Origin of the sequence: Mesorhizobium sp. M8A.F.Ca.ET.202.01.1.1 (assembly GCF_004791595.1) — a bacterium.
Taxonomy (GTDB): Bacteria; Pseudomonadota; Alphaproteobacteria; order Rhizobiales; family Rhizobiaceae; genus Mesorhizobium.
Window position 1 is genome coordinate 120,255 of the sequence record NZ_SRUN01000017.1, and the last position, 19,321, is coordinate 139,575.

General features: G+C 58.9%; 16 protein-coding genes and 3 pseudogenes. 3 read left to right on the forward strand and 16 right to left on the reverse strand.

Annotation, left to right across the window (positions count from 1 at the left end; translation table 11 throughout):
* Positions 1–839: 839 nt before the first annotated feature.
* Both nifA and EN845_RS29640 read left to right on the forward strand, forming a co-directional pair.
* A pseudogene (gene nifA / locus EN845_RS29635) lies at positions 840–1,883 on the forward strand (nif-specific transcriptional activator NifA); the annotation flags it as partial.
* Between the two features lie 583 nt (positions 1,884–2,466).
* The gene (locus tag EN845_RS29640) at positions 2,467–3,033 is read left to right on the forward strand and encodes a sugar O-acetyltransferase (protein WP_024505228.1); all 567 of its coding nucleotides are present in this window, start codon (positions 2,467–2,469) and stop codon (positions 3,031–3,033) included.
* 307 nt (positions 3,034–3,340) lie between these two features.
* Here the strand turns inward: EN845_RS29640 and EN845_RS29645 are convergent, their stop codons facing one another.
* The 15 genes and pseudogenes from EN845_RS29645 to EN845_RS29715 all read right to left on the reverse strand — a co-directional run bounded on the left by EN845_RS29645 (position 3,341) and on the right by EN845_RS29715 (position 14,827).
* Entirely contained in the window at positions 3,341–4,234 is an 894-nt protein-coding gene (locus EN845_RS29645; protein WP_024505229.1) for an SIR2 family protein, read from the reverse strand.
* Positions 4,235–4,268: 34 nt separating this feature from the next.
* Complete coding sequence (gene nifT, locus EN845_RS29650) at positions 4,269–4,481, reverse strand: putative nitrogen fixation protein NifT (RefSeq protein ID WP_024505230.1); 213 nt, start codon at positions 4,479–4,481, stop codon at positions 4,269–4,271.
* The gene (locus EN845_RS29655; protein WP_024505231.1) at positions 4,478–4,798 is read right to left on the reverse strand and encodes a nitrogen fixation protein NifZ; all 321 of its coding nucleotides are present in this window, start codon (positions 4,796–4,798) and stop codon (positions 4,478–4,480) included. The genes nifT and EN845_RS29655 overlap by 4 nt, the downstream gene beginning before the upstream one ends.
* A gap of 85 nt (positions 4,799–4,883) precedes the next feature.
* The gene (locus EN845_RS29660) at positions 4,884–5,078 is read right to left on the reverse strand and encodes a 4Fe-4S binding protein (RefSeq protein ID WP_024505232.1); all 195 of its coding nucleotides are present in this window, start codon (positions 5,076–5,078) and stop codon (positions 4,884–4,886) included.
* Positions 5,079–5,107: 29 nt separating this feature from the next.
* Positions 5,108–6,586, reverse strand: a complete 1,479-nt coding sequence (nifB, locus tag EN845_RS29665) for a nitrogenase cofactor biosynthesis protein NifB (protein ID WP_127318073.1) — start codon at positions 6,584–6,586, stop codon at positions 5,108–5,110.
* A 273-nt stretch (positions 6,587–6,859) separates the two neighbouring features.
* Positions 6,860–6,946 (reverse strand): annotated as a pseudogene (locus EN845_RS29670) (helix-turn-helix domain-containing protein); the annotation flags it as partial.
* 874 nt (positions 6,947–7,820) lie between these two features.
* Positions 7,821–8,324: an alpha/beta fold hydrolase gene (locus EN845_RS29675; protein ID WP_245463579.1), complete on the reverse strand. Its 504-nt coding sequence runs from the start codon at positions 8,322–8,324 to the stop codon at positions 7,821–7,823.
* A 269-nt stretch (positions 8,325–8,593) separates the two neighbouring features.
* Complete coding sequence (locus tag EN845_RS29680; protein ID WP_024505235.1) at positions 8,594–8,893, reverse strand: ferredoxin family protein; 300 nt, start codon at positions 8,891–8,893, stop codon at positions 8,594–8,596.
* A 12-nt stretch (positions 8,894–8,905) separates the two neighbouring features.
* A complete protein-coding gene (locus EN845_RS29685; protein WP_127873600.1) occupies positions 8,906–10,210 on the reverse strand; it encodes an FAD-binding protein in 1,305 nt (434 codons plus the stop codon).
* A 10-nt stretch (positions 10,211–10,220) separates the two neighbouring features.
* Positions 10,221–11,330 carry an electron transfer flavoprotein subunit alpha/FixB family protein gene (locus EN845_RS29690; RefSeq protein ID WP_127318069.1) on the reverse strand — a complete coding sequence of 370 codons (1,110 nt, stop codon included), beginning with the start codon at positions 11,328–11,330 and terminating at the stop codon, positions 10,221–10,223.
* 16 nt (positions 11,331–11,346) lie between these two features.
* Entirely contained in the window at positions 11,347–12,198 is an 852-nt protein-coding gene (locus tag EN845_RS29695; RefSeq protein WP_127318067.1) for an electron transfer flavoprotein subunit beta/FixA family protein, read from the reverse strand.
* Positions 12,199–12,386: 188 nt separating this feature from the next.
* The gene (gene nifW, locus EN845_RS29700; RefSeq protein WP_024505239.1) at positions 12,387–12,764 is read right to left on the reverse strand and encodes a nitrogenase stabilizing/protective protein NifW; all 378 of its coding nucleotides are present in this window, start codon (positions 12,762–12,764) and stop codon (positions 12,387–12,389) included.
* Between the two features lie 180 nt (positions 12,765–12,944).
* Entirely contained in the window at positions 12,945–14,156 is a 1,212-nt protein-coding gene (gene nifS, locus EN845_RS29705; RefSeq protein ID WP_126063817.1) for a cysteine desulfurase NifS, read from the reverse strand.
* A gap of 12 nt (positions 14,157–14,168) precedes the next feature.
* Entirely contained in the window at positions 14,169–14,489 is a 321-nt protein-coding gene (locus EN845_RS29710; RefSeq protein ID WP_127318065.1) for a hypothetical protein, read from the reverse strand.
* A 17-nt stretch (positions 14,490–14,506) separates the two neighbouring features.
* Positions 14,507–14,827: an iron-sulfur cluster assembly accessory protein gene (locus EN845_RS29715; RefSeq protein ID WP_127318079.1), complete on the reverse strand. Its 321-nt coding sequence runs from the start codon at positions 14,825–14,827 to the stop codon at positions 14,507–14,509.
* Between the two features lie 586 nt (positions 14,828–15,413).
* On the opposite strand from EN845_RS29715, the pseudogene EN845_RS29720 reads away from it, so the two are divergent.
* Positions 15,414–16,445: pseudogene (locus EN845_RS29720) on the forward strand (ChuX/HutX family heme-like substrate-binding protein); the annotation flags it as partial.
* 261 nt (positions 16,446–16,706) lie between these two features.
* On the opposite strand, the gene EN845_RS29725 reads toward EN845_RS29720, so the two are convergent.
* Positions 16,707–17,939: an MFS transporter gene (locus EN845_RS29725; RefSeq protein ID WP_127318061.1), complete on the reverse strand. Its 1,233-nt coding sequence runs from the start codon at positions 17,937–17,939 to the stop codon at positions 16,707–16,709.
* Between the last annotated feature and the right edge of the window lie 1,382 nt (positions 17,940–19,321).

A 19,321-nucleotide genomic window follows, 5' to 3' on the forward strand; every position in this document is an offset into this window, starting at 1 on the left:
GCAAGGTGCGCGTCGCCATGAGCAACGCCTTCGCCATGGGCGGTACGAACGCAGTTCTGGCATTCAGGCAGGTGTAGAAGCCATGCAAGACGCCTCATTTGAGGTCACCTGTCGTATCTAGCTGCTTGAGGGGCGGGGCATTGTGATACAGGGAGAGCTGTGGGGTCCCTCCTTCTCGGCCTCGACGATGTGGAAGGAGCCTGTGCGGCGAAACGGGCTAGACGCCCCCAGGCCCAGAACTTGGGCGAAACCAACTCCCACCAAAGGACAGCCGGTTTAGTAGCCGAACAATGAAACCTCGCTCGACGAGCCGCCGTCTCTACTGTCTCCGGCCTCACGCGGTTGAAGCGAACAGCGCAGCAGCTACTGTTCCGCACAACTCGGATGGCAATTGGGACAAGTCCGCACATGTCGTCACGTACGCTGAACGCCGCAGGTACAGCCAAACTGGGGCGGGGCGTTTCTGCCGTTTTGATAGAATTCTATCAAACTGACAATTTTCCTTGCATAAATGCAAGGAGAGCTCGGTTGACTCCCCTCCTTTCTTGTCAAGGATGAGTTTGCAGGCTGCGGTGCGGCAGAAGCCGGACAGAACAGCGACCGGTCGAGTAAAGGCCTGCGCAAACCGCATATTGCGAGCGCCCGCGCGGAGGAAGACGCTCGTCCTGGTGAAAGGCAACGATGCTCAGGCGCCATTGCCATTTGCCGAGGGCGTCCGCGCGCCGAAAATTTCGAAGCAACAAAGGTGAGATCGAGAATGATGATGACGAAATACAACACAGCTCACCGTCCAGTGCAGTTCTACCGGCGGGTGGCGGAGTGGGATGGGCTGCCAAATGGAACGTAAAAAGATCAGCAAGGAGATGCTTGGCGATAGTCAGGCGCTGCGCAAGCTGCGTGAGCACCTTGTCAAGGTGGCCAAGGCGAAGACTACGGTCCTGTTGCGAGGTGAATCCGGAACCGGTAAGGAGCTGGTTGCCAAAGCCATTCACGAGCTCTCGCCTCGCGCCAAGCAGCCCTTCATCAAGGTCAATTGCGCGGCGCTCACCGAGACGCTTCTGGAATCTGACTTGTTCGGTCATGAGAAGGGTGCCTTCACCGACGCGAGCAGTTTGCGCAAGGGGCGCTTTGAGGCTGCCGACAAAGGCACATTGTTTCTGGACGAGATTGGCGAAATATCAGGTTCGTTCCAGGCTAAGCTGCTGCGTGTCCTGCAGGAGCAGGAGTTTGAGCGCGTCGGCAGCAACCACACCATTAAAGTTGATGTTCGCGTGATTGCCGCAACGAACAGGGACTTGGAAACGGCAGTTCAACGCAAGGAGTTCCGGCAAGACCTCTATTATCGCATCAACGTCGTCACTTTACGCGTGCCGGCATTGCGCGAAAGGCGAGGTGATATTCCGCTCTTGGCCGCTCAGTTTCTCAAGAATTTCAATACTGAGAATGATCACACGCTGACCTTCGCTCCCGAAGCGATTGAGGTGCTAATGAACTGCGAATTTCCAGGCAACATCCGAGAGCTCGAAAACTGCGTTCAGCGGACGGCAGTTCTGGCGACGGGTCCATCAATCCTCAGAACTGACTTTGCCTGTTACGCGGATCAGTGCTTGGCCGCGGCGCTGTGGAAGAACGGACCGCCGACGTCAGAGAAGTCGACTACGATCGAGCCTTCCGCCGCCTGTGCCGCCCCGCCCGTCGGCGACGGGCAAGCGCCGATAGGCCCTGCCACGAGTCGTGGTAGGGTGCCCGATGCCGATACGGTCATTGCTGCCATGGAAAAGTGTGGCTGGGTGCAGGCAAAGGCGGCGCGCCTGCTCGGTTTGACCCCGCGCCAGATCGGCTACGTGCTGAGAAAACGCGGTATCGAGATCAAGCGTCTCTGAAACAACCCGCCGAGCAAGAGCTGGAGCAGGTCAAGCATTGGTGCTCTGGCGAGCCCATCGGCCAGGCTTACGAAGTGGGTGTGAACAGCGCTGCCAAGATTCCGGCCGTGTGCTTTCTACCACGTAGTCATACTGGGGCTCTGCGACTGACAAACTAAAAAGGAGTAATCCTATGGCTAGTAACTTCGCTCTACACCGCAAGGGCAAATCAATTCGACGTGCCTGGATCCAGAAATAATCGATGTATTATTGGTGACACGCCAGCATGCGTAGAGGCGACGCGCAGATCTCCGCTGGCGGGACCTGGTCGATACATTAGCTGATGGCTTACCGCTCGATATCACGCAATCTGAGATGGGCATGAAAGTGAGTTCGACCGCTGGACAGTTGCCGACCTCGTCAGGTATTGGCCCCTGCGACCGGTTGATCTGCGATATCCAAATTCGCGGAAGTTGGTCGAGACGAAACTGTCGCCCCGGCTCGTGACCGACCGCGCGCCCGGCAAGACCGAGTTACAAAGTTGCCGAGGCAGTTTGATGTGCGTTCCTGCATCACTGTACGGGACACGACCTGACGGGAGACTATGATGCGTAGCCAAAAAGAAAAGATGCTCGCAGGCGAGTTTTACAATGCGGCGGATCCGGAGATCCAAGCTGACCTGTTGGCCACCGGGGCTTGGCTCAAGCGGTACAATGATACGCTGGGGCAGACCACGGGGCATTGGCATGAGCTTTTGTCCGAGCGGCTGGGAGAGGTTGGGCGCGGAACGGTCATCCGTCCGCCCTTTTTTTGCGACTACGGATTCAATATCCGCATTGGAGCCAATGCCTACATCAACTTCAACTGCGTTATTCTTGACGTGGTAGAGGTCAAAATCGGGCAAGGAACGGCAATTGGGCCTGCTGTGCAGATTTATACCGCCGATCATCCACATGATGCCGAGCAGCGGCAGGCCGGCCTGCAGGTCGGGCGTCCTGTTCACATTGGCAGCCGTGTCTGGATCGGCGGTGGAGCAATCATTCTGCCTGGCGTCACGATTGGTGATAATGCAGTGGTAGGCGCTGGCTGCGTGGTCACACGAGATGTTCCCGCCGGGGCAAAGGTAGTGGGAATTCCTGCTCGCGTGGCCGACCCACATAAACAGGCATAATCAACCTCGTTGACCCTGGAGGTGCATGCGAACTGTCGAAACTGTGCCGAATTTTTGTCGAAGCCATTGAGCGCTGCATATGTTGTCGCGACTCGGGCGCTTCAGTTCTTTTGCCACGGGGGTCACAAGATCATGTGCGTAATGCCGCCGCAACGTGCTCACGTCCCGCAGCAGCGGACCCTTTCACATCGCCCAACGAATTCAGAGCCTACGTTGTGCTGCCACTAGCATTACTACTCACGAATGTATTCCCAACTGAGTTTTCGCCCTTGGAGGCAAGCAGCGACTCACCAGCAATCGCCGGCCATTAATCCTGGCTAGCATCGACCCCGACGAGGCGAGCCGCGGCGTTGCGGATCGGCATGTCGATGACCGTGATTGCGCCTTCGGCAAGGAAACGACGTTCGTTTCTGGTCAGCGTAGCCGAATCGATCACCGCAAAATGTGGGCCAGTGGAGCGCTTCATCAGCTGTCTGGCATATGTGCGCAGCATCTGATCGTTGAAGCGGCAGCCCACGAAGAAAAAACCCCGGTTGACGCGCCGTTGCTTCACCGCGTCCGGGATCGGCGTCTGGATATCAATTTCGGTTAGGACTTCGACGTAATCGGAATCAGCCACGAGGAAGTTTGCCGCCGGCCTGACGCTGCCGTGCGGCGCATAGAGCACCGTCCTAGCCACTTGTTCGGCCTCGAGTTCTGTTCCTGACAAATCGTAAGTTCTCGTCCAGATGTTACCGATTCCGGTCGCGCGCGTCGTTCCTTGTATCTCGACAACGTCTGTTTGGCCGGCCTCTGCAAGGGCTGCTCGCATGGCGCCATCGTACCAGCTGTCGATGATGACAGACAGTTGAAGGGTTGCGAGCCAGGCGTGAAGAACGGTCGGCTCGGCGGGGGCTGCGAATATCTCCGCCATCCACGCTTGGAGAGTCCGACGATGTCGGCGCTGCTCGATAAACTGCGCGACCGACCACATATTGGTGCGAATCCTGGAAGGGGCAGGCGCCCGCTTGTTGAGGGCCGCGGCGACATCTTCAGGGGTGCAAGGTACAGGTGATTCCGGTGGGTTAAGCTGCAGAAGACCAGGACCGAGATAGGGGATCACTCGATCGGCCTTGAGAGCGCCGTTCAGCAGGTCAATCAGTTTTTTGGCAAAACTGCCCCGGACGACGACGAGATGGTCCCAGCTCAGCATCGTGTTCATACGCGTTTCCTCTCCGCCACTGAACCCACCGGCATCAGGCCCCGTCGGAAATCTTCATCGCCTCGACGGTGATCGGCAAACGCGTGTCGCGCGGAAGGTCGGGCAGCATGAGCCGCCAACCGTTCCTGAGCGTCACGGTCCCGCCCCATAAGTCAGCGTTCTCAATCTCGGTGATCGGCTCTTCGAGATCCTTCTTGGGGACATAAGCCGACAAGCCAGTAGCGGTCCTGCGAATCATTACTTTCATCCGGCTGTTCCCCCGTTGGAAATGCCTTCAGCTCCGCAGGGAACCTCGACTTTGTCGAGGCTAATGAGTTCGCGCGCTCGCATGCCGACGACCGTGCCACGATCGATCCATTCGACCGCATAGATGAAGAATTGCTGGAGAAAGGTTCCAATGTCGCGCACGTAGCCTTCGTCGCCCTTCCGCACGAGGTTTTCGCCGATCTCCTTGCCGGGATAGGTGCCGTCGTTTTTTATGTGGCGTATCGCACGGACCCGCTCACCCTGCATGAACCGTGGCGGTCTGCCGATTTCGACCTCCTGTTCGCGTCTGGACCACATGCTGTCCATTCCTTTCTCGAGGTTTTTGTTGTGGTCGCGGGTTGCAGGCGTCGTCGTGCGGCGAACCCGACCGTTTCGGTAGGAATCAAGCGGGAACGCAGGTTTTCGGTACCGGACAGACCGACACGCATTGCTGCGTATCGAAGGCCTCCTTGCATTCGGTGCACTTGTTTGGATCGATCACATAGGCGTCGCCCTTGAACTTGATCGCTTCCGAAGGACATTCGAACTCGCAGGCCCCGCATTGGGTACATTGGGATGCGATGATCTTTAAAGCCATTCTAACTCCTGGTTATCGGACGAGACGGCTCAGGCCGTCGCCGCTAGTGGTCTGATCCCAAACTCTGCCGCGTAAAGTGCGCTGACTGCGGTCTCGATGTAGTCATGGCCATAGGCGTCGGTTACGCGCAGTCCAGCTCGCGAGAGTTGTTCCTTCGGGCGATTTCCGATCTTGGCGCATAGCACTATGTGTATGCCTTCGAGCGCTGCGATGACGCCCTCGAGGATGGCGTCTTCGCCCCCGCCTCCGAGGCAATACCGCTCGACCTTCCGATGCCCGACCAAGCTGATCCCTCTAGGCGAGACTTCATAAACCTGGAATTCCTTCGCGTGGCCGAAGTGTTCGTTGACCCGTCCACCTCCCTTAGTGGCCACCGCAACCAGAAGCGACTTTTCGGAGTCTGTTGCCTTGACCATACCGATGGCCTCGCTCCTCGCCGCCTCATGATCACGGCGCTCGTGTGCGACCACCTGCCGATAGGCCTGACGCTTGCCAGCATCGTAGGCGACATCGTCGGGAATCCCGTCCAGCGTGAATTCCTGGCCACGATCTTCACCGAGCAGGCCGACAGCATCTGCCCGGCACTGCCGGCAGTGGCGCATCAACTTGGCGCCACCTTCAAGTCGATCCTGAAGAGCCATCATCTCCATTGCCGTTGGGCCGCGCTGCCCGATGAGTCCGTAGTGGGTACCGTGCGCCGGGTCCGAAATCAGAGGCATCACGTTGTGCAGAAACGCGCCCCGCTCCCTGACCATTTTGTTCACCTCAAACAGGTGCTGGTCGTTCACTCCAGGAATCATCACCGAGTTGATTTTGGTGAGGATGCCGCGCGCGCTCAGCATCTCCAGGCCCAGCATCTGCCGCGCGTGCAAGATTCGAGCGGCTTCGATGCCGAAGTAGCGGCGATTTTCATAAAAGATCCAAGGATAAATCTTTGCGCCGACTTCCGGGTCGACCATGTTGATGGTGATCGTCACGTGATCAACATTCATTTCGGCAAGCTCGGCGACATGGTCCGGCAGCACGAGCCCGTTGGTGGAGACGCACAGCTTTATGTCGGGGATTTCCCTGATGACGCAGTCGAACGTTGCCTTCGTTTTCTCCCAGTCGTAACAGGCATCCCCCGGCCCAGCGATGCCAAGAACCGAAAGCTGCGGAACTTTGTTGGCAACCGCGATGACCTTGCGTAGCGCTTGGTCGGGCGTCAGCTTCTCAGACACAACACCAGGCCGGCTCTCGTTGGCGCAATCGTATTTGCGATTGCAGTAGTTGCACTGGACATTGCAAGCCGGCGCGACCGCCACATGCATACGCGCGAAATAGTGATGCGCTTCCTCCGAAAAGCAGGGGTGATCCTTGATCCTTTCCCAAATAGCCGGATCCCCTTCGCCCGGGCTGGTCGGCGACGAGCCGTAGGAGGACGATGCGCAGACGGATTTCGCGGCTGCCAGAAAACCCTCGGATGTCGTGCTAGTCGGACCCTCAATCGAAACTGTCGGTGAGGACATCAAACGGCTCCGTTGCTGGTAACGTCGCGGTTCAAGGTGCAAGAGCCATACCAACTTAAAACAGCGGCTTCAGTTCACTATTTGGGTCAATATCGCATTGTGTCAGGCGGGCGCGACACAATTTTGTCCTGCTTGCGACAGCACAAGTCCAAATCCGTTCAGAAGCACAAAGCACTCCTTGTCGCGCACAGGGCGCGCAAGACCACTGGCCTGACGATTGGCTCATCAGGCTCTTAGAATTTCCTTCGGCTCGATACTATGCCGGCGTATCGCCTAGCCGACTTGTCGCAGCGTGAGGCCGAGAATTCGAGCCGCATTAGCCTGAACCCAGCCGGCCTTCTCCATTGTGTCGATCAGCCGTCAGGCTCCGTCCGCCGCGGTCCCAGCCCCCGTCCGGCCGTATCGTTAGAATCGCAACCGGCTATTTCGTGCTCAGGGGGCGCCGATGCGCCGAACCGGCATCGTGCTGGCCCGTGAGAGCTCGTCGATGACATTGCCACGTTCCGAAAGATTGGTTCCTTCCAGAGGAGAACGCCAAGCACGCAGTTCTCCGGCTCGCGGACGTTGCCGGGGAAATAGCATTGCGAGATCAGCTCAACTGCCGACGGCGCAAAGCCATGGTTCTCCATATTTCAAGGGTAAGCGCTGTGTCCTTCCAGGAGGACCCGGCGATCTGTGGGCCTGCCGATTCTGACGTGGATCGGAGATCGGCTTGTGTCTGAACTTGAACTTAAGATTGACGCTGAGCGGCAGCCTCGGCGTTTTCGAGGGTGATCAACGGCGCTGTTGGTCGGCGGCGTTGGTCGATGGACGACAAGGCACGGAGTCATCTCCGAGACCCTGGAGCCGACGCGGTGATCTCGGAGGTTGCCCGGCGCTACGGGCCGCGGCCGCGGCGGAACGCTCGCAAGCTTGCGACGCTGGCAGGACAGGCCACTCCCGCCTAGTGGTTTCGGTGGCGCCACCGGAACGACCCGTTGGGCCAACATCCGTGCACCAGAGCTCAAGGCCACGGCCTGAGAATCGGCCGCCGCTCACCCTTTACTTGGTTCCTCAGAGAAGGAGAGCAACTTCCGTCGGTGCGAGGGTCATTGCGTCGGCCAGTGGCGAGTTCCTGCCACGCCCAGCCATCCTGCTTCGCGACCCATTCTCGCGCTCCCGCCATCGCGGGTGGAGTGGATTAGTGCAGACGACATAGGTTCGGGGCCTGCCGTTGCCGAGCGGGTGCTCGAGCTTAAGTCCGCTTTCGTAGGTGCCTGCCTGCGCCGCACTCAGTCCGTGAGCGAGTGTCCCTCGGGAATGCCGAATGCTGTTGGCGGCGGAGTCGGCATGAAGATACCCGTCCTTCCTCCGCAACCAATTTTCGACGGGCGGCAACGATGTCGGGGGGCATGGTGCTGAATCCACTTTGACCGCTCTCGACGATGGCGCCGTCGAGATAAACGAGATGGCTGATATGGTCGGGTATCCGGTCGGCGGCGCCGGTGATGCTGATGCCGCCTAGACTGTGACCGACAAGGATCACATCGCTCAGTTCTTCCGTCACAATGTGGTTGACGATGTCGGTCACGAATGTGTCGGGCGTGATGTCCTTGCACAGCAAACGTGCGCGTTCGCCGACACCTGTCTGGGTCGGCGTGGTCATGTGGTATCCCATCTTACGAAGATTGGCGGCCACGTCCCGCCAACACCATCCGCCATGCCAGGCACCATGCACTAGCACATACGTCTTTGCCATGGGTTGTGCCGTTCCACTTGCTCACCGGCCGTTGTGGCTGCCATCCGGCACGATGGCCGGGCGTTGTCCCAAAGGGGGGCTCGACCACGTGACCGGTGGTAAGTCCGGCGCACAGGGCAGCGCCGTGGCCTCGAGGACACCGCTAACGAGTCAAGGAAATTTGAATTGCGAAAGGCCAATATTCACTAGCTCTTTGCAAGTGGATGGAGAGGCTCATGGTGTGCCGCAGTTGCTCGCTGCCGGCATGCTCTTGGCACGGTTCCGGCTGATCATCCGAACTTGAACAGGACACCAAAGCCGCCGCGCGGATAGTTCCACTCGATGTCGCCGCCTTTCTCGCACAATATCCGGCAGGTGCCGCATTCCATGCAGCCGTCGGCGGTGATCTCGACTTGACCCTTGTCATTCAACTCATAGCATTTCGCCGGACAGACGTAGGTCAACGCAAGCAAGTTCGCGCTTGGCTTGTCGTGCGGTCGCACTATAATATGGGGGCGGCCGGAATCGACCAGATAGCGGTTCTGGTAAAGTTTGTCCTCGACACGAACCTTCGTCACTGCGATCGTCATCTTGTACCCTCTTCAGCGCCATGCCAATGCCAGGCGGACCGCGTCGCTGACCAACCCCCAGCGCGAGCGCGCGTTGATGAAGGCGGCCGTGGTGTTCTTTTCCTTCTCGATCTTCGGCGTGCCGTCGACACGCATGAAGTTCTGAGCGGCATGCGACATCAACCGCGGATAGCTGTCAAAAAAGTTGCTGGAATTGGTGTGGAGCAAGGCTGGCATGTCCTTGTATTTCTTAAGATCCTTGATCACAAAGGAGTCATCCAGCATCGTCTTGTAGAGCGCAAGGTTCGCTTTGGTCATAGGACTGTTGCGGCTTTTGACTTTGATGATCGCCTCAGCCGCGACAAGACCCGAGGTCATGGCAAGGTTCGAACCCTCACGGTGAATGGCATTGTTCAGTTGCGCTGCGTCGCCGACGATGACCCAACCGTCGCCGAAGAGCTGCGGAATGGCCTTGTAACCACCTTCGGGGATAAGATGGGCGGCATATTCTTTCACCTCCGAGCCAGCGATCAGCGGCCGGATCGAAGGATGGTTTTTCATCGCATCTAGGAGGGCGGACGGGCTCTCCATCGTCGCGGCGAAATCCGAGACCAGGCAGCCGATGCCGAGTGAAATCGACTCCTTGTTGGTGTAAAGGAAGCCGAGCCCGGCCATGCTGCGAGAGATCGTGCCCACGGCCTCGATTACGCAGCCTTCATCGCCCTTGACCCCGAACCGCTGGCCAATGACCTCTTCGGGCAAGAAATGCATTTCCTTGACGGCAAGCGCCACGGTCTCCGGCTTCGGCATCTCGCGCAGGCCTGCGCGAGTGCCAAGCAATCCCGACACCCCTTCTGCGAGAACGACCACATTCGCGAAGACCACTCCGCCAGCCCGGTCTGTGCGGACGCCGATCACCTTGCCATTGCCATCACGGACGAGTTCCGTCGCGGTCGTCTCACACAGGACCGTCGCGCCAGCCTCGCGCACCTTGCGGGAAAACCATTTGTCGAACTGGGCGCGGATGATCGTGTAGCGGTTGGGTTTCGCCTCATTGAAGTCGTCCGACCGGTAATGAATTCCGGTGTGAGACGTGTCGTCCATCACCCAAAGTCGCTGTTCGACCAGGTGCCGCTCGAGGGGCGCATCATCCCGGAAGTCCGGGATGATCTTCTCCAGCATGTTCGCGTACATTATGGCACCCTGGACGTTCTTAGAGCCCGGATATTCACCGCGCTCCAACTGCAGTACCTTCAGCCCCTGGCTTGCCAAAGTGTAAGCAGCTGCGTTTCCAGACATGCCGGCTCCGACCACAATGGCATCGAATTGTTCAATCATGTCCTCTCCCTCAACTCGCAAGCTTGTCTCGACTGTGCGGCGACAGCCGCCGGGTGAAGGCTTCCGTCAGTGCGGGCAGGAAGCGGATTGCATCCGTGACGATCCCGAGGTGGGCGAACTCGAAAATCGGCGCGTTCGGATCGGTGTTGATCGCGACGATGAGATCGGCCCCCTCGACCCCCACTCGGTGCTGGATGGCGCCGGAAATTCCGGCCGCGATGTAAAGCTTCGGTCGAATGGTCTTGCCAGTTTGTCCAATCTGTCGATTAGCCGGCATCCAGCCCTTCTGGACCAAGGGGCGCGAACAGCCATGCTCGGCGCCGATCGCTCGGGCAAGATTCTTCACAAGCTGAAGGTTCTCCGCCGCTCCGAGACCGAGGCCTCCCGCAACCACGACATCCGCATAGGCAAGATTTGCCATTGCCGACTGGTTATCCGGTAGGAAGCCGAGGACTTTGGTGACGATATCGTCCTCAACGAGCGACAGCTTGTGCCGCATGACACGCCCGACCGGCTTATCCACCCGTTGCGGCATAGGCATGACCCTTGGTCGCACCGTCGCCATTTGCGGCCGGTAATTTAGTGTATAGATCGTACACAACAATGAGCCACCAAAAGTCGGACGGGTCGCGGCGAGTGAACCGTCGGAATCTACATCAAGTTCGGTGCAGTCGGCCGTGAGCCCCGTCTGCAGGGTCGTCGCTACCGAGCCTGCAAGATCCCTGCCCAGTGTGGTCGCGCCGAGAAGGAGGATTTCGGGTTTATGGGTATTGACCAGATCCGTGAGCGCCTTGGCGAACGGCTCGTTCCGGTAGTCGGCGAGCGGCGGCGCATCGACGATGTAGACAAGATCCGCCCCGTAAGCGAAGGCCTCGGCAGCAGCGTCCTCGACCATCTCGCCCGGCGGTCCCAGCACGACGCCCGCGAGCTGGACTTCAAGCTTGTCGGCCAATTTGCGGCCTTCGCCCAGCAGTTCGAATGATACAGGATGCACATTGCCGCGTTCGAGCTCGAGGAAGACCCACACGTGCCGGTAGTCTTTGAAACGGTCGGGAAGTTCTTTCTTTACACCGGCACGGCCGGGGGCAATGCGAGGGGTAGTTTGGCTTGCGGTCGACATTTTCTGCTCCTGGCCGTCACGTGCCGCTGTTGAAGGCCAGCTCATGTTCCAGCGCCGGCCGGCGGGTTAAGATATCGGCGATGAGTTCATCGGCTATGTCCTGCAAGCCCCTTTCCGCGGTGTCGATCTGCGCCGCGCTTTCTGCCCGTGCGGTGGGGGCGAAAACACGCTTGACGACTGTAGGCGAGCCACGCAGACCGCACCGGGTGAGATCGTCAATGCCGGCGTCGGCTGCAGTCCACTTCACGACTTGGCTGCGCGCCGCGCACAGAGCCTGCTGGAGCGAGCCCCGGCGGATTTCGTTGGTGTCTTCCAGCATGGTAATGAGGCAAGGGAGTCTGCTCTTCAGCAACTGGGTGCCGCCTTCGGCGCGACGCGCGACTTCGATCTCTCGCGTATCGAGATCGATGGAGGCAATCTTCGCGACATAGGTAAGTTGCGATAAATCTAGGCGCTTGGCTATGCCCGGTCCGACCTGGGCGGTATCGCCGTCAATCGTCTGCTTGCCGGTGAAGACGATGTCCGGCCTGCCGAAAGTCTCCCCAATTTTTGCGATTGCTTGCGAAAGAGCAAAGGAAGTCGCCAGCGTATCGGATCCGGCAAAATAGCGGTCCGTCAAGAGAACTGCTCGGTCAGCACCGTAACCGAGCGCCTTTCGCAGCGAGTCCTCCGCCATGGGCGGACCCATTGTGAGCACAGTAACCTCGCCACCATGAACGTCGCGCAGTTTGAGCGCTTCTTCGAGGGCGAACAGGTCGTAAGGATTGATGATGGTCGGAACACCCTGACGCATGATCGTGTTCGTCACCGGGTGCACGCGGATCTGTGCCGAATCCGGCACCTGCTTAATGCAGATTACGATATGCATTGGCGGTTTCTCTAAGCTCCCAGTCCGGATTCGTGCTTGGCGGTTCACCTCATTGCCTGCATCGTTCATGCCAAGTCGTCTTCCTGCCTCTATTCCAGAAGGTGGCTTCGTTTGCTTCCGAGGAGGCGTCATGAGGACTGGATTTGTCGACTTCTCGACATTGTCGCGTCGCAGCCGTGTCGGGCTCATTACTTTCCGAACCGCTTCAGTGCAGAGTCGAGCGGGACGAAGGCGCGGCCAGGTGCGGGACATATGTTTGGATCGTGGTCCCTTAGCACCTTGAACACACGTTGCGTGAGCGGCGAGGAAGTCGCGAAATCTTCGTAGGCGCGTTCCAGCTTGGCGCGCACCCGCGCGGCGATTACCTGGTTAGGCAGACCGGAGAAATCTTCTTCGGCAAGGTATTGGCCCACGCGCTTCATGATATGGAGCCGCGAGACATTCATCACTTTCGGGTCGTAGGAGACGCCAAGGCAGGCGAAGAAGTCCTCCGCGGCCGACAGGCCCTTCAGTCGCGCTAGGATATCGGTGCGATCGATCGGGCGGCTATCAGCGGAGCAGTTCATTGTATTCTCCCGGCGCGTAATTGTGGTGTCGATGCATTGGTGACATTGCTGACGGCGTGCCGACCTCTGGCACGGCGGCTGGGCAAGAGACTTGGCGATCTCAAGCTTTTCTGAAGTGGTGAAGGCGACCCCGAGTTTGACTGCTCTCCATTGCGCAGGGTCGTCACGTTGAGGAAGACCTCACGGCTCGTCGGCTATTGTGCCGCTCGGACCCGGGCCGGAATGAAGCTGTTCCGCACCTCGCCCGCACAGTCCAGCACTGGGAACGGCCCGTAGCTTCTCGGTGATCGCAGGCAGGACCTCAAGCACGCGGTCTACGTCATCTTCGCCGTTGTCACGCGACAAGGAGAAGCGGACTGCCCCACATGCCGCGTTCATAGCGATCAGAACATGGCTCGGTTCCAGTGAGCCAGAGGCACAGGCGGACCCGGCGGAACAGGCGATTCCCAGCCGGCTCAGGACAATTGGAATTGCATCGCCTTCGATACCTTCGAATCCAATGTTTGCAGTGTTTGGCAATCGCTCTTGCGGATCGCCGTTGATGGATGTGTTTGGGATGCGCTGGATGATCCCGTTCTCAAGGCGGTCGCGCAACCATTTTATTCGTTTTGTCTCGTCCATGAATTTCAAGGCGAGTTCGGCCGCCATGCCCAGTCCGACTATGCCGGGTGTGTTTTCAGTGCCTGCACGCCGGTCGCGCTCTTGGTGCCCACCCTTGATCATGGAGGAGAAGCGCACGCCACGTCTTACATAAAGCGCGCCTATCCCCTTTGGACCATGCAGCTTGTGGGCGGAGAGCGACAGCATGTCGATCGCGGTCGATTTCAGCTCAATCGGAAGCCTTCCGACCGCCTGCACTGCATCAGTGTGGAAAAGCGCGCCGACTTCCCTGGCTAGATCGGCAAGCTTAACCACGGGAAAGATCGTACCGGTCTCATTGTTCGCCCACATTATCGAGACGATTGCCACTTGTGGAGTGAGAGCGGTTCTGTAGGCGTCCAGGTCGAGCCGGCCGTGGTGATCGACTGGGATAATGTGCACCTTGACGCCGCGCGTCTTTTCAAGGTGCGCGCACAACTTCAGAACGGCCGGATGTTCAACCGCGGAAGTCACTATTTCCGTTCGGTCGGGCATCACCTCCAGCGCCGAAAGGATGGCTGTACTGTCGCTTTCAGTCCCGCCCGAGGTGAAGATGATCTCGTCCTCGAATCCCGCGCCGATGAGGGCTTGCAACTGTTGCCTCGCCTTTCTCACGGCTTCAGCAACCGATGCGCCATAGGCGTGCATGGACGAATGATTGCCAAATTGCTCCGTAAAGAAAGGCAACATCGCTCCAACGACTGCAGGATCAACCCGCGTCGTTGCGTTGTTGTCGAGATAGACAGGGTTCATGGGAGTGATCCTTCAACTGCTGAAATGATTCAAGGGTAGGCGGGCGGCCATTGAACCTCTGGCGCATATCGTATCTGGTAAGGTGGGCGGCCGGGCGAGCGATGGCTTGGCTGACCGGTCGCTGTCGACATTGCCCTTTGGTGGCGGCATCTGCCGGGAATTCAGCTGTTTCGGGCAATTTTGTTTGCTTGCCCACGGCAACGATCGATGATCGCGATTTGGCGCATCACCGAACGCAATTGTTCCGGGCCGACAGTGCGTGTCGGCCGGTTCCAGAGCGCCGGCGGTTACCGGTTCGACGCAGTATTCCTTGGCGTCGCTATAGTCGAACATAGCCTGTTCCCTAGCAATCATTTGCAGGACTTGCCGCAGCCGCACGTCTCACGCGCATTGGGGTTATCGAAAACAAAGCCGGATGTTTCGAGCCCATTGACGAAGTCCACGGTCATGCCGGCGGCATGGGGTTGGGAGCCTCTATCCATGAACACCTTGAGCCCATCTCGCTCGATGATCGCATCGCCCTCACGTGAGACGCTCTCCAGGCCCATTGAGTATTGGAAGCCGGCGCAGCCGCCGGCATGGACCATGATGCGAAATCCTTCCGCCGGCTCGCTGGCGCGGTAAAGAGCGGCCTTGATGGCGGCAACAGCGTTGTCGGTGAGCGTAATCATGGCTCGATTTCTCCTCGGTCCGACGTTTTCGCGGATCATCTCGCATGGACCGTGCCAAAGGGAAGACGTGTCAAAAACCGTAGGACATCCCGACGTCTCTTATGCTCGATTGCTGGGGAGACGTCCGACAACCGACACTTACTGTCGGATTTGTCGCGTCCGCGTCACAGGAAGGGCGCCTGAGTTCGCGATGCACTCACGCGTAAAGCAATGAACAGAGCCAAAGATGTTCAGAGCTTGCCGCGGAGCAACTGGCACGATTTTTGTGAAGCCTTCGTTGCGGCGGCAAAATTGCCGGCCGATTCACCTTTGGGTTGCCCTCGCAATCGAAGAACGAAGGAGAGCAATATGATCCATCAGACCCGCCTTGAGTGGGAAAGCAGCACCGCCGGTGGTACCCGAATGCTCGATCGGCCGATTGGCGCCGACCACCCAACAATCGCTCTCTACCGGCGATTGGCCGCTGACCGCCCGGAGACAGGATTCGACTGGCATGTGCCTGACGATCGATCGCGTCCGCCGTGCACACCCCTGAGGCCCGTTTTTCGATCGATCGTCAAAAGAAGAACGGGGCAGGGGTAAAAACATGGATCAGCGCAAGAAGCGGTCGCCCAACGAAATCCGGCGTGCGTGGGAAGTCTGTCCGAACATTCCCGCGCGTGATTTCGCAGCCCAATTGGCCATTTCGGAAGCGGAACTGGTCGCGGCCCATTGCGGTTTCGGCGCGGCACGCATCGACCCGCGCGTCAATCACGTTCTGACGGGCCTCGAATTCGTGGGCGAAGTGACGGCGCTGACCCGCAATCAAGGTGCCGTGCACGAAAAGATTGGCGTCTTCAACAGAGTGATAACCGGCAACAATCACGCCATGGTCCTTGGTGACGAATTCGACCTTCGCGTCTTCCCGCAAGCTTGGAGGTATGGTTTCGCTGTTGAAAGGCGCCATCGCGGCGGAATCCAGCGCAGTTTGCAATTCTTCGACGCCACCGGCGCAGCAGTGCATAAGGTGCATCTCAGGCCGGTCTCCAACCTTCATGCCTATCGAAAGCTGGTGGCCGAGCTCGTATCCGCCAACCAGGAGCCGACCATGTCGCTTAAGGCGAGAGTAGCCGACCTGGGCGCGAGGACTGCGGACTGGGCCGGCACGGTGGACGACCTACGCGAGCACTGGAGCCGGCTGACTGACGTCAACCTTCTAAAGACGCTCAAGCTCAGCCGCTGCCAGGCTTTGCGCATGGTCGGCCAGGATTACGCTTGGCTGCTCGACAATGCCGCAGTTGGCGCCGTGCTCCAGCGTGCGGCCGAAGACGAATTGCCGATCATGTGCTTCGTCGGCAACCGAGGTTCTATCCAGACCCATTCCGGCTTAATCAAGTCGGTCAAGCAGATCGGGCCGTGCATCCATGTGCTGGACGAAATGTTCCGGCTGCATCTCAGGACCCACCAAATCCGTGAGGTTTGGGCCGTGCGCAAGCCGACCAATGACAGTCACGTCACCTCGCTCGAAGCATATGGGTCCGACGGCAAGATCATCATCCAGTTGTTCGGTGCGCGCAAGGAAGGCGAACGCGAGCGCGACGACTGGCGGGTTCTGGCGGAAAACCTGCCTCGTTTCCCCGACAGCTACATGAGAAAAGACCGATCGTCGTCGGTGGGACGCCGGCGCCCATCTGCCTCCGCAGCCAGTAGCCGGGCATTGAAGCCGAGACCGGGGACACGATGACGCAATAAGCGCGCTGTATTATCGCAACGCGATGAGCAGGAAGCAATTTGGCGCTGCCCCATCGACCGCATGGTTACGACGAAGCCGCGGCCTTTGGGCCGAGCTCAGAGGTGGCAATAGCGTGAACGCCGCCGACCGTCACTCCCCACCAGGCGGTCAGGTTTTGCGGTTCGGGCCGAGCAAAAATACTGTCAAGACAGCGAGGAACGTGGCAACCGCGCTGTAGACAAAGACACTGGCAATACCCGTGTGATCCACCAATAGGCCACCGAAAGTTGTGCCGGCTGCGATGGCCACTTGGAAGGTTATGACCATCAGTACACCAGCGCTCTCGGCCTGTTTCGGAGCGGCGCGTAGCACCATCCATGTCTGCAATCCGACCGGGACCGCGCCAAAAGCAAAGCCCCATACGGCAACTGCAATTGCCGAGGTCAAGGCCGATGCTCCCATGGTCAGGAGCGAGACAGCGGCTACGGCAATGAGCAGGGGCGGCAGGGCCGCGACCGCCTTGAGACTGTGTTTGGTGAGGAATGCGCCGGCTAAATTGCCGAAGACGCCGGCCGTGCCAAAAGCAAGGAACACGAGCGGGATTGACTTCTTTTCGAGCGCAGGAACGCTCTCGAGAAAGGCGCGGATGTAGGCGAAGCTGGCAAAATGGCCGGAAGCGACCAATAGCACGACTAGCACCGCAACCTTCATCGCCGGATTCTTCGCGACATCCAGCGGGCTGCGGAATCTGCGCACTTCGATCGGAGGCAGTGGCGGAATGGTTACGAGTTGCACGAGCAGCGCAACGGCACTCACGATTGCGGCGACCTTGAACGAGGCTCGCCATCCCCAAATGTCACCGACATAAGCGCCGATTGGAGCCGCGCAGACGGAGGCGACAGAAACGCCGGTGAGGATGATCGACATGGCGCGCGGCATGAGGTGACTTGGAACCAGCCGCATCGCCAACGCTGCCGAAATAGACCAAAAACCACCAAGCGATATGCCAAGGACGACGCGTGCCGCCAGCAAAACCGGCAGCGACCCCGCAACCTCTGCCAGAACGTTCGACAGGATCAGCAGGAGCGTCATCGCCCAGATGACGACCCTGCGGTCCAGACGCTTTGTCACCATGGCGATTATCGGTGCCGAGATCGCCGCGACGATTGCGGTCGCTGTTAGCGCCTGTCCAGCCGTGCCCGTGGTGATACGGAGATCATGCGCGAGCGGTGTCAGAACGCTGGCGGGCAGAAACTCTGCCGTCACAAGCCCGAAGGTGCCGAAGGAAAGCGAAATGATGGCACCCCATGCAGGGCCAGAACGTTGATATGGACTTTCTGGGTCAAGCCGATCTCGGTCGAACAAAGCCGCGTCCACTAAATCTGTCGCCGATTCGGTCATGAATGAGTTCTCCGGCTAGGAGCTGTTGCAGCAGGGGTGGCTACATCGCCGGGGATCAAAGCCGCGAGGCCTTCCGGCGGCGGCCAGTCGGCATCAGTCGAGGCCTCGGCGCCCGACGCATCCGAGGCCTCATCGGAGGGCCGACGGACCCAACCGTCGACAATGCGGGAGAGTTCTCGGCGCGGTCGCATCGATCGCATTCGTGAAGTGCGGTCTGTTCACTGCGAACCAAGCAAGCCGAACGCGGTGTCCTCGATCGAGGCCTTGATGGGGGGATGATCGACGATCTCTATATTGCTTTGAAGCAGGAAGTTCCGTCGCCATATGTGGTTATCCTGGCAGCCAGAATTGAGCGGTTGTCGCAAGCACCAAGGCGGTCGCAATGAGTGCAACGAGGCGGAAGTCTGATGGATGGCTGCGGTTCGATGGCCGCGCGATCGACAAAATTGAGGTGATGAGTTATCCCTTTTGAAGCCGTTGCTCCCAATTCTGGGATAAGGTAATTGCAGGCGGTCCCAGCAACGTCGGGCGGCCTTTTTGGTGATCGAATTCATGGGACGACACTCTCGGTCCGTGACGCATCTGCGAATGACTGCGCAAGTTCCGTGCCATCAACGACAAATCTGGCTCTGCTGAGCGGGTGGTGGAGGCACGAGCGTGGGCTATCCCAAGAGCTTGCCGCAAGGTTGTTCGAAGTTGAGGTGCCGGATAGACCGCAAATATGTCGGGCGGCCTGGGGTTGGCCAACACGAAGATGCGCAAGTTCAAAAGGACGAGCTGAACCCTTGCCGATATCCGTCCGAGGCTGATCTGGAGAAGGTCAAGAACTGCGTCTTGAAGGCTTCCGCCGCACCGGCAAATGCGAAGCCAAGGTGCTGGGCAAGATGGACAGGGCCATCCAACCCGTCGACTGGACGCTCATTAATGGCGTCGGTGTGGCTCTGTAGCTGGCGAGAAAAACGCCCTGCTGAAAGACAAAAGCTCGTGTGGCCGGCTCTGAAGGACGGCCAATGAGGCAGGCGAGGAGAGGCTATAGTCCATTCGTGTAGGCTGATCTTGTCCCACGGAGGCGGCTAACCACCCCGCCAGACATCATCGAGGGGAGCGCCACTAGGCTCACCCCAAGTGTTGGTCGTTTCCACCTGGTGACCTCGGCCAAGTCACCAAGCCGCTTAGCGCAAGCTTTCGAACTGGATGCTCCCCGGGCACATGATCGGCTAGCGATCCCACCAGTTGAGTTGCTCCAAGTCGGTGTCTAAAGCGTGTCGCGATTTAAGGGATTCAGGATTCCCCTTGATTTGAGTTCGTGATTCATTGCGGTTGAAGGGAGACCGTGATGGGCAAGCCGCTACCACTTGAGTTGCGTCGGCGTGTTGTTGCGT

What these genes read in the sequence shown, in the direction of transcription:
- EN845_RS29715 (WP_127318079.1), bottom strand. Translation starts at nt 14,827, where the DNA reads ATGATTACGCTCACCGACAACGCTGTTGCCGCCATCAAGGCCGCTCTT.
- EN845_RS29680 (WP_024505235.1), bottom strand. Translation starts at nt 8,893, where the DNA reads ATGACGATCGCAGTGACGAAGGTTCGTGTCGAGGACAAACTTTACCAG.
- EN845_RS29725 (WP_127318061.1), bottom strand. Translation starts at nt 17,939, where the DNA reads ATGACCGAATCGGCGACAGATTTAGTGGACGCGGCTTTGTTCGACCGA.
- EN845_RS29690 (WP_127318069.1), bottom strand. Translation starts at nt 11,330, where the DNA reads ATGTCGACCGCAAGCCAAACTACCCCTCGCATTGCCCCCGGCCGTGCC.
- EN845_RS29685 (WP_127873600.1), bottom strand. Translation starts at nt 10,210, where the DNA reads ATGATTGAACAATTCGATGCCATTGTGGTCGGAGCCGGCATGTCTGGA.
- EN845_RS29645 (WP_024505229.1), bottom strand. Translation starts at nt 4,234, where the DNA reads ATGAACACGATGCTGAGCTGGGACCATCTCGTCGTCGTCCGGGGCAGT.
- nifT (WP_024505230.1), bottom strand. Translation starts at nt 4,481, where the DNA reads ATGAAAGTAATGATTCGCAGGACCGCTACTGGCTTGTCGGCTTATGTC.
- EN845_RS29660 (WP_024505232.1), bottom strand. Translation starts at nt 5,078, where the DNA reads ATGGCTTTAAAGATCATCGCATCCCAATGTACCCAATGCGGGGCCTGC.
- EN845_RS29675 (WP_245463579.1), bottom strand. Translation starts at nt 8,324, where the DNA reads ATGGCAAAGACGTATGTGCTAGTGCATGGTGCCTGGCATGGCGGATGG.
- EN845_RS29640 (WP_024505228.1), top strand. Translation starts at nt 2,467, where the DNA reads ATGATGCGTAGCCAAAAAGAAAAGATGCTCGCAGGCGAGTTTTACAAT.
- nifW (WP_024505239.1), bottom strand. Translation starts at nt 12,764, where the DNA reads ATGAACTGCTCCGCTGATAGCCGCCCGATCGATCGCACCGATATCCTA.
- EN845_RS29695 (WP_127318067.1), bottom strand. Translation starts at nt 12,198, where the DNA reads ATGCATATCGTAATCTGCATTAAGCAGGTGCCGGATTCGGCACAGATC.
- EN845_RS29710 (WP_127318065.1), bottom strand. Translation starts at nt 14,489, where the DNA reads ATGTTCGACTATAGCGACGCCAAGGAATACTGCGTCGAACCGGTAACC.
- EN845_RS29655 (WP_024505231.1), bottom strand. Translation starts at nt 4,798, where the DNA reads ATGTGGTCCAGACGCGAACAGGAGGTCGAAATCGGCAGACCGCCACGG.
- nifB (WP_127318073.1), bottom strand. Translation starts at nt 6,586, where the DNA reads ATGTCCTCACCGACAGTTTCGATTGAGGGTCCGACTAGCACGACATCC.
- nifS (WP_126063817.1), bottom strand. Translation starts at nt 14,156, where the DNA reads ATGAACCCTGTCTATCTCGACAACAACGCAACGACGCGGGTTGATCCT.